Source organism: Campylobacter sp. JMF_04 NA10 (assembly GCF_027737655.1).
Lineage (GTDB): Bacteria > Campylobacterota > Campylobacteria > Campylobacterales > Campylobacteraceae > Campylobacter_B.
Map to the genome: position 1 here is coordinate 20,046 of NZ_JAOVTZ010000007.1, position 7,421 is coordinate 27,466.

The window sequence follows — 7,421 nt, forward strand, 5'->3', positions numbered from 1 at the left end:
CCTATGCAGTTAAATTTTGTTTTACTAATATCGGCTTTGCGCCCTCGCTGACTACCTCTTTTGAGATAATCACATCATATCCACTAAGCTCTGGTAGGTCGAACATTATATCAATCATAATCTCTTCAATAATCGATCTAAGTCCCCTAGCACCAGTTTTGCGCTTGATAGCAAGTTTTGCTACCTCGCTTAGAGCTTCATCGTCAAATTTCAAATTTGCCCCGTCGATTGCGAAAAGTTTTTGGTATTGTTTTAAAATCGCATTTTTTGGCTCGGTTAAAATTCTAACCATTGCCGCCTCGTCGATTTCATTTAAACTCGCCATGACATGAAGTCTGCCGATAAGCTCAGGGATTAGCCCATAATGCACCAAATCATCAGCCTCTACCATGCCAAGCAAATTTTGGTTTTCTTTTTTGCTTCGTTTTTCTTGCCCAAAACCAAGCACATTTTTGCCGATTCTGCGTCCGATAATCTCGTTTATGCCATCAAACGCTCCGCCACAAACAAACAAAATATTTGTCGTATCAATCTGAATAAAGTCCTGGTTAGGGTGTTTTCTGCCACCTTTTGGCGGGATATTTACCACACTTCCTTCGATGATTTTCAAAAGCGCTTGTTGCACGCCCTCGCCACTGACATCGCGCGTAATCGAGCGATTTTCGCTCATTCTAGCGATTTTATCGATCTCATCGACAAATACAATGCCTCTTTGAGCCCTCTCGACATCGCCACCGGCTGCTTGAAGCAGGCGAGTTAGGATATTTTCGACATCTTCGCCCACATATCCAGCCTCTGTTAGGCTTGTAGCGTCGCTGATTGCAATAGGCACATCTAAAAACCTAGCCAAAGTCTGCGCCATAAGCGTTTTGCCACTTCCTGTCGGACCGATTAGCAAAATGTTTGATTTTGAAATTTCAGTATCGTCGCCCTCTATCTCATCTTTGCGAAAAATTCGTTTGTAGTGGTTATAAACACCCACACTAAAAATCTTTTTCGCTCTTTCTTGGCCGATTACATATCTGTCCAAAACCTCCATTAAAGCCTTTGGTTTAATCGCCTCGAAATCTATCTCACCTGCGATTCGTTCGCTCTTTTTCGCGACCTCCCCGCCATGAATTACCGCATAAAGCTGATCTACACAATAATTACAAATCGCTACTGTGCCTCTTTCGTTTGGAAATATCGTATATCCATCTTTTTCTGTAAAGCCGCAAAAACTGCATTTATCTAACATTAATTTCTACCCTTATCTAGCGGAATTCCGCGTTTTGTGTTTAATATAAAATCGCACATTTTTTTCACATGCTCATTATCTGTTTCGTTTATCAAAATTTCGGCTTGTTCTTTTAATCCCACGCCTTGGTTAAACAAAAATTTATACGCTTTGTTGATGATTTCGACCGTATCTCTGTCAAATCTACGGCGAATTCCTGTTAAATTTAGCCCCCTGATATAGGCTCTGTTTCCCTCCGCTAGACAAAACGGCACTATGTCTTGTCCAAGCGCGCTAGCCCCTGCTATCATGCAACTCTCGCCGATTTTGACGAATTGATGCACGGGGGTTAGACCGCCGATTACTGCGTAATCGCCCATTTGCACATGCCCAGCCAAAGTGGCTGAATTTGCCAAAATGATATTATCGCCTAAAATACAATCATGCGCCACATGGCAATACGCCATCATAAAGATATTATCGCCAATGCGCGTAAATCCGTCTCCCTTGTGCGAACCAGAGCTAATGGTGCAAAATTCGTGGATTGTGGCGTTTTTGCCAATTATGAGGCCTGTTTTTTCGCCTACTTCGAAGCTGATATCTTGCGGGATATCGCCCACAATCGCATAAGAGAAAATTTTAGAATTTTCGCCGATTGTAGTATCGCCGATGATGCGCGCGCCCTGCTTTATGAGTGTGCCAGAGCCGATTTTGGCCTGAGCACTTATGAACGCATAAGGCTCGATTATGACATCATCGCCCAAAACTGCGCCATCTTCTACGATAGCGGTGTGATGAATTTTGCTCATTTTATTTATCCATTACCATTGCTTGAAGTTCTGCCTCGGCTGCCAAAACATCGCCTCCTGCGTCATCTTTGATATACGCTTCGCCCTTTAACTGCCAAATTCTGCCTCTGTGTTTAATCGCCTCTAAGCGGTATTCTAAGCGGTCTCCTGGGCGCACTGGTTTGCGAAATTTCGCCTTGTCGATACTCATAAAATACACAACCTTATCGCTTAAATCCGTGCCCTCGGCTTCCATTGATTTAAACGCCAAAATTCCCCCAGCTTGGGCAAGTCCCTCGATAATCATCACGCCAGGATAAATCGGGTGGCCCGGAAAATGTCCTTGGAAAATTTGCTCGCCATAGGTGATGTTTTTGTAAGCGATTATCGTTTTTCCCATATCCATATCGGTAACTTTGTCGATCAAAAGCAACGGGTAGCGGTGCGGGAGTATGTTTAAGATTTCGGTTATGTCAATCATTTCGTATCCTTGATAAAAATTCTTGCCATTTTACCCTAACTTTACTAAAATTTCCCTAACATCTAAAAATATCCGAGATAGCGCGTAAATCTCCACTTTGGCTGGGTAAATTTCATCTACGACGATGATTGGCGAAAGCGAGCGCGCACCGCAAATTTTCGCGCGAATTTGCTCTTGTTTTTTCAGGCTTGGCGGATTTTTTAAAATTTCAGCTGTGTTTTTGAAATCTGTTTTTAAAATTTCGTTGAAAAATTTAAGGCTTAAAATTTTAATCTCGCCCTTATCGCAGTAAAATTTCTCGCAACTCTCATTTATGCTAAATTTGACAAATTCACGCCTAAAATGGGAGTTATGTAAGATAAACGAAGGCCTTATCTGCCCAGAAAATTTCACCCACGCCCTAAGCAAGCGGTAGTTTAAAAACTCATCTCTGATAATCTCAAATTTTACCCCCTCGCGCCTAAATTTCGCCACTTTTTTATAAATTTTAAACTTTTCCTCTATCGAAGCAGGCAGTATTTCCCCGCTAACTGGCGACATAAGCTCGTAAATTTCGCTCTCTGTGCGCTGTGCGCATAGCGCAAACATGCAGCCGCAGTAGTTTTGGTGATAGAGCCTATCTTTTTTGGCTAGGGCAAACTGCTCGTTCGTGCCGCCGTTTTTGCGAAAATCAGGCGCGACAAACTCCAAATTTTGCTCTTTGCAGATTTTTTCTAGCGAATTTACAAGCTGGGCGTGCGATTTTTTGGGGCTCATTAAAAGCGTCGTGGTGATTTTTTTCTCGCCAATACTGCGCGCGAAGCAGGCGGTGTTTTGCATACGAAAATCGAAGCAAAACTCACAGCGCCTGCCCTTTTCTGGCTCGTTTTCAAGGCCTTTTGCCCCACTAAGCCACGCCTCATAATCATACACCCCAGCGTAAAATTTGATCCCAAGCCCCTCGCACACGCTCTTTGCGTCCTCCAACCTCAGCAAATACTCGCTGTAAGGGTGTATGTTTGGGTCGTAAAAATACCCCACCAAGGGCTCATCGCACTCGCGCGCTAACCTGCGCAAAAAATAATCACAATCCACCGCACAACAGATATGAACTAACAAAATCAGCCTTTTAATTTAATTTGCTATAATTTTAGATTATTAAATTTAACAATCAATAGGCGCAAAAATGGTGAAATTTTTAGCAAAACACAAGAAAAAATTTATTTATAGCATTTGCGGACTTGGCGCGTTTTACACGCTTTTTGGCTTTTTTGGCGTGCCACTTCTCATCGAAAAAGCAGTTCCAAAAATCCTAGAAAACGAGGCAAATTTCAGCGTTAAAAGCGCGAAATTTAACCCCTTTACCTACGAGCTAAACATCACCGCTCCCTCGCTTTCGACTTTCAAACCACTATTTTCGGCAGAGAAAATCGATGTCAAGCTGAAATTTGGCGAGCTGTTTAACAAAACCATAGATATCCAAACCCTGCGCCTGCAAAGCCCTAAAATCAGCATTTCGCGCGAAAATAACGGCTCGTTTAATTTCGAGAGCCTTTATGCTAATAGCGAGAGCGAAGAAACGGACGAAAATTCGAGCATAAATGTCAAACTGGATAATTTCAAAATCGAAAACGGCGGGGTTTTTTACGAAGATTTGAGCCTAGAAAGACCCTTTAAAATCGAGCTTGGTAGCTTAAACTACGAAATCGCTGGGCTAAATTTGGCTAGTAATTCTATCGGAAACCACGATTTTAACGCCTCTTCGCAGACTTTCGATAATATCTTTCACTCAGGCTCAATCAGCCTAAATCCGCTTAAAATCGAGGGAAATTTAAGCGTAGAAAATCTCAAAATCAATCCGTTTTGGCTATCGTTTTTGGATATAAAAGAGCTTGATCTCCTTGGTGGGAAAATCAGCGCAAATGCCCTTTATGAGGTGATTTTAGACGAGGAAATCGCGCTAAATTTGAAAAAAAGCAAAATCGCTCTAAATGACCTTGCCCTGCTTGCTAGCCAAAATTTAATCAAATCGGAGCAAATTTCACTTGCAAATATTGATTTTAACGCCAAATTTGGGGAAAATTTAGCCGCCACTTTGGGTGCTGGTGAAATCGCCCTTAAAAATAGCGAGTTTCTAAGCGCAGAAAATAACGCGAGTTTGGGCGAATTCAGGGCTTTTGATTTTGGTTTAAAATTTGGCTTAGAGGACGAAAATTTAGGCTTAAATGCGAATTTAGACAAGATAAATTTAGGCGAGTGCAAATTTAATGATAGCTTAATAAATTTAAGCGCAAAGGGTGGCGAAATTTCGCAAATCAGCGCAAATTTTATGGGCGAAAACAACGCCTCCAAAACAGAGGCAAAAGTCGCAAAAATCGAAATTTTGCCACTAAATTTAGCCTTGGCGAAATTTGACAAGATAGATTTGGCAAATTTAAGCGCAGATGATTTTAGCTTCCAAATGGGCGAAAAAGGTTCAAATTTGGCCCTAAATTTGGCAAAATTTGGCGAGCTTAGCCTAGCCAATAAAAACGAAAAATTTAGCGGAATTAAAAATTTAAGCGTGCAAAAGTTAAATTTTGCCCTAGATAAACTTGCCCTAAATATCGACAAAATCGGCATTGACGCGCCGTTTTTTAACTCAGAGATTAGCGAAGAGGGCGCAAAAAGCATAAACGATTTAAGCGTGATTTCTTACGCGCCTAGCAAGGTGGAAAATGCGAAATTTAGGCAAAATTTATTAGCTCAGATACACACACTCGCCCCAGAGGGAAATTTCACGCAATTTAGCGAAAATAACGGCTCCGCGCGCAGTATCCCCCAAGCCAAAAATGAGCCAAAATTTAGCTTTGCTATCGCGCAAATCGCGCTAAATGGCGGCCACGCGAAAATCACAGAGAGCTTCGTAGCCCCAAAGATAACCCACAATCTCGCTAAAATTGAGGCTAGCGTGCAAAATCTATCTAGCAATTTTAGCGCCCCTTTTAGCGCCAAAGTAAGCGTGGCAAGCGATGAAATAAGCGCCAATGCAACCTCGAAAATCACCATAAATCCGCTGAACTTAGACATTGATTTTGATGTCGCTCACCCTGATTTGCGCAAAGCAAACCCGTATTTGGAGCAGTTTTTAAACGCAAAAATCGCAAGCGGCAATGCAAATTTAAAAGGAAATTTCAAATTTAGCGATAAATTCGCGCTAAATGCTGAAATTTCGGGCAAAAATTTAGCCCTAAACGACGCAAAAGGGGCGAAAGTTTTTAGCATAAATAGCGCAAAAGTGGGCGCGCTAAGCCTAAATCAGAGCAAAATCGATATCAAAAATATAGCCATAAACGCCCCTTACGCGAAAATCCATATCGCCAAAAACGGCGAGATAAACCTAGCCAAACTAGCCAAAACTTCGCCAAAATCTGCCTCAAAAACACCTGCGCCAAAAGCCCAAGCCGGAGGGCAAAAAAGCGCTTTTGGCGTGAATATTTCAAATGTGAGCGTGCAAAACGGCTCGTTTAACTTCATCGACGATACGCTCTTTATGCCACTAAATATCACGGTCTCCAAAATCAAAACTACAATAGATAAAATCAGCGACAAATCCCAAGCAAACCTCAAATTTAACGGCCTTGTGGGCAAAAGTGGCTTAGGGCAAATAGCGCTAAAAACCTACCCTTTCGCACCAGAGCAAAAAAGCGATATTAGCGTGGTTTTAAAAGATGTCGCGCTCAGTGATATCACCCCATACAGCGCGAAATTCGTGGGCTATGAGATAAAAAGTGGCAAGAGCAATTTAAAGCTAAATTATAAAATCAACGCCTCCAAACTAAACGCCACAAACGACATAAACCTCGATAATCTCGTGCTTGGCGAAAAGGTGCAGAGCAAAGACGCGCTGAATTTACCGCTGGATTTAGCGATTTCGATTCTCAAAGACAGCGACGGCCAAATCAATGTCAGCCTGCCAATCAGTGGGAATCTAAACGATCCGAAATTTAGCTTTGGTGGCGTGATTGTGGGGGCTGTGACGAAGCTATTTAGCGATATCGTGCTAAGTCCGTTTAGGTTTTTAGGCAAAATCGCTGGAATCGATACTGCCTCGCTCGATGGAATCGACTTCGAGCCAGCTAGTAGCGAGATTTTGATCAGCGAAAACGAAAAAATCGAGAATCTTGCCACGATTGCAAAATCAAAGCCAGAAATCAAAATCACCATAACCCCAGCATATAACGAGAAGCTCGATACTAGGGCATTTAAGCTCGTCACGCTAAACGAAAATATAGACAGACTAATGCTAAAAGAAAATCTCTCATCTGACGCTGCGATTGCGAGCCTAAGGGCGAAACACCGTATAAAAGAGGGTGGCGAAGAGGGATTTGAAAAACTCATACAGGCGCAAAAATTCACAACCTCGCGTTTAGAGAATTTAGCCGTCGCGCGCGCTAAATCCGTGCAAAGCGCGCTTGCAAATTTGGGCGTCTCAGACTCACAAATCGTGATTAAAAAACCTGCGAATGTCAGCGCGAAGCAAGATAGCTTCATCAGCGTCGGCCTTGGCGTAGAGAAGTGAAATTTAAAATTTTGCAAATTTAGCGGTAAAAATTTTAAAGTCGTAGATCGCTTCGTCAAGGCTGTGCCTTTCCTCGCAATGACAATAGCGGACAAAATTTACGCCGGGTGTGTCATTGCAAAATACTGCCCTGAAACACTTACCATTGTCATTGCGAGAATTTTGCGTTAGCAAAATTCGTGGCAATCTACGAATTTAAAATTCCTTGCGCTAAATTTGCTGTCATTGCGAGCGAAGCGAAGCAATCCAGTAAAATTTAATGCAAAATTCTACTTAAATTTTGCATTGAACGATTTTTTTAAATTTTAAGCGAAATTTGAAATTCTCTGTAAGGGGGAGGGCGCGCTTTTTAGGAGACGCTACCCTCCCCCTTACCAACCCCCACCCCTGTAAAAC

General features: G+C 42.3%; 5 protein-coding genes. 1 reads left to right on the forward strand and 4 read right to left on the reverse strand.

The annotated features are described in order from the left end of the window. Window position 1: 1 nt before the first annotated feature. Genes clpX through OFO12_RS07850 form a run of 4 tightly spaced genes read right to left on the reverse strand, consistent with a single transcriptional unit; the run spans window position 2 to window position 3,583 of the window. Window positions 2–1,237: an ATP-dependent Clp protease ATP-binding subunit ClpX gene (gene clpX / locus OFO12_RS07835; RefSeq protein WP_270870089.1), complete on the reverse strand. Its 1,236-nt coding sequence runs from the start codon at window positions 1,235–1,237 to the stop codon at window positions 2–4. Continuing rightward, window positions 1,237–2,025 (reverse strand): acyl-ACP--UDP-N-acetylglucosamine O-acyltransferase, encoded by a 789-nt coding sequence (lpxA, locus tag OFO12_RS07840; RefSeq protein ID WP_270859935.1) that lies wholly within the window; start codon window positions 2,023–2,025, stop codon window positions 1,237–1,239. The genes clpX and lpxA overlap by 1 nt, the downstream gene beginning before the upstream one ends. Window position 2,026: 1 nt before the next feature. Continuing rightward, window positions 2,027–2,485, reverse strand: coding sequence for a 3-hydroxyacyl-ACP dehydratase FabZ (gene fabZ / locus OFO12_RS07845; RefSeq protein WP_270859936.1), 459 nt, complete (start codon window positions 2,483–2,485; stop codon window positions 2,027–2,029). A 30-nt stretch (window positions 2,486–2,515) separates the two neighbouring features. Then, window positions 2,516–3,583 carry an epoxyqueuosine reductase QueH gene (locus OFO12_RS07850; protein WP_270868981.1) on the reverse strand — a complete coding sequence of 356 codons (1,068 nt, stop codon included), beginning with the start codon at window positions 3,581–3,583 and terminating at the stop codon, window positions 2,516–2,518. A 67-nt stretch (window positions 3,584–3,650) separates the two neighbouring features. On the opposite strand from OFO12_RS07850, the gene OFO12_RS07855 reads away from it, so the two are divergent. After that, window positions 3,651–7,025 (forward strand): DUF748 domain-containing protein, encoded by a 3,375-nt coding sequence (locus OFO12_RS07855; protein WP_270870090.1) that lies wholly within the window; start codon window positions 3,651–3,653, stop codon window positions 7,023–7,025. The last annotated feature ends 396 nt before the right edge of the window (window positions 7,026–7,421 follow it).